The sequence below is a fragment of the Acidiplasma aeolicum genome, from assembly GCF_001402945.1.
Taxonomy (GTDB): domain Archaea; phylum Thermoplasmatota; class Thermoplasmata; order Thermoplasmatales; family Thermoplasmataceae; genus Acidiplasma; species Acidiplasma aeolicum.
Genome location: NZ_LKBG01000085.1, coordinates 1 through 2,288, shown reverse-complemented (window position 1 = coordinate 2,288; position 2,288 = coordinate 1). Strand labels below are relative to the sequence as shown.

Annotated in this window: 3 protein-coding genes; 1 reads left to right on the top strand and 2 read right to left on the bottom strand. The window is 33.0% G+C overall.

Translation table 11 applies throughout. From position 1 onward, the window contains the following. Window positions 1-241 precede the first annotated feature (241 nt). Window positions 242-478: a hypothetical protein gene (locus AOG54_RS10085; RefSeq protein ID WP_054964325.1), complete on the bottom strand. Its 237-nt coding sequence runs from the start codon at window positions 476-478 to the stop codon at window positions 242-244. Further along, window positions 478-1,545, bottom strand: coding sequence for an ammonium transporter (locus tag AOG54_RS02630; RefSeq protein ID WP_236692444.1), 1,068 nt, complete (start codon window positions 1,543-1,545; stop codon window positions 478-480). Before AOG54_RS02630 ends, AOG54_RS10085 begins: the two co-directional genes overlap by 1 nt. Window positions 1,546-1,630: 85 nt before the next feature. Here AOG54_RS02630 and AOG54_RS10230 point away from each other — a divergent pair, with 85 nt between their 5' ends. Further along, complete coding sequence (locus AOG54_RS10230; protein WP_054963855.1) at window positions 1,631-1,831, top strand: IS3 family transposase; 201 nt, start codon at window positions 1,631-1,633, stop codon at window positions 1,829-1,831. The last annotated feature ends 457 nt before the right edge of the window (window positions 1,832-2,288 follow it).

The following is a 2,288-nucleotide window of genomic DNA, read 5'->3' as shown; positions in this document are numbered from 1 at the left end:
TATTACAATAATCTTTGCAATAAGTTTATTTGAGTACTTTCTGATTCTATCCTCCACAATTATTTGAGCCAACCTTTGCATAATTAATGGGATATGATAAGCTTCCATATCCCACTTATGATTTTCAAATTAATAAATATGACAATTGTCTAACAAATTATGAAAGTTTGGACACTCTATAAATTTAATATTTCATTTATCATTGTAGTTAATATTATAATACAACACCATAATATGGGGATTATTGTTTTAAATGACTGTAAGCTTCATCATTCAAGATTCCGTGGATCAACTTGCTTATGAGATATATGGTAACTAGAGATATAGTAAATACAACAACCACCACAACAGTTATGCCCAGTAATTCTATTCCAAGCTGCCTCAATGCAGTAAATCCACCGTAAAACAGCAAACCATTAGGTAAAACACTGTTGCCAGAAGCCACTGCAAATGAATGCTGTGTGAAGAATGCAATCATTATAACCCGAAGACTCCTCCAAGGCCATGCCCGGGAAATAATCCAACTGGGTCTGAAAACCATTTCACCCTTGAAAATAATTTTTCTCCTCCTATAAATAACGGTCCCCCAATGAATCCCAGTATTAGTGCACTTGCCGGACTCACGAATCCCGCCAGCGGTGTAATTATAATAAGTCCCATTAGAATTCCGTTGGTTGCATCCATTATTGTAGGAGTTTTTCTATCCCATAATTCGCCAAATAACATTGTGGACATCATTGCCGCACCTGAGGCAACAAATGTGGTTATTACTACCATCAGAACATCACTGTTGAATGCAAGTACACTTCCCGGATTGAAGCCAAACCACCCTATCCATAGTAATAATATTCCAAGCGCCAGCCATGTACTGTTTATATGCATGTCAATTTTCATCGATTGCTTTAAACCCTTTTTCTTTTCCTCCCTCCATATTTCATACACAATTGCCAATCCTGCGGCTGCTGCGGCTCCATGAACAACCAAGCCCCCTGCAAAATCTCTCATGCCCATTTTGTACAGCCATCCAGTCGGGTTCCAGATCCATGCAGCAGGCAGATTCCAGATTATTACAAAATAAACTATTGAAAATATAAAAAAGGCTTTGAACTTCATTTTCTTTAATACAATTACACCCACAAGTGCAAGGGTAACCGCTGCAAAGGCCGTTTCAAATAAATAATATGTTCCAAGTTTTAATCCAGTATTGAAATACTTTCCAGTCATGGACCACCAGGTAGCGTTGATAGATCCGGAAGAAAACCCTCCCAGGAAAAAGCCGCTTTTATAGAATGGATTTCCTATTATTCCATCCACAGTTGGTGCAAAAGCGGTATTGAATCCTATAATAGCCATAACAAATATTGCTGTCCCGGATATAACAATGGTTTTTAATAAACTGTTTTTGTATTTATTCCCCAATTCTCCTATCTCCAGAAAACCAACGGCAATTGTCATAATAAATACAAAAATAGCTGCAATTATAACCCATAAGTTGTTAATTAAAATTCTTGAAAGAGTTAAATAATCTATTATTCTAGATATCATAATAGTTCATGAGAGAACTATATAAAATTTTATCTTTCTAAACATAGAAGTTAGAAAATATTATACAAGGATTGACAGTAGCATAGTGAATAAAATAATAGAATTATGCAAGGAGAGAATAACATATGGCTATAAGAGAATCTGGGCATTATTGAGGAATTCAGGCATAAATATAGCTAAGAAAACAGTTTATAAAATAATGAAGAATAATAATCTAACTTTGCCAATACATAGCCATAAAAATAAAATGGAACCGAAACATCTAGGGATGCAATCAATGCAATAGATGATGCCATTATCAGGAAGTTTAATGGTGTTATACCTTATAATATTACATTAAAAACAGATAATGGTTCACAGTATGTATCTAAGGAATTCAATAATTATTTGAAAACAATATGAATTAAGCATGAATACATAGAAAAGGAAACACCTGAGGATAATGGTGATATCAAATCATTCCATAATTCAATTAAAACTGATTATATATCAATGAAATCAATAATTTCAATGATGGTAAAATAATAATAGAAACAGCATTCTATGATTATAATAATATAATACATTCCACATTAAATTATTATTAATCTTTACAGTTTTTGTATAAATGGAATAATGATAGCAATTACAGGGAATATTACAGAGGATTTTTAAAGAATTTGAAGGATGGTTAAAGAAGGAGAAAACATAATTATTATAAGAGGTCGATGATAAATGTCTCATGAAATGGAAAGATTTTTGTT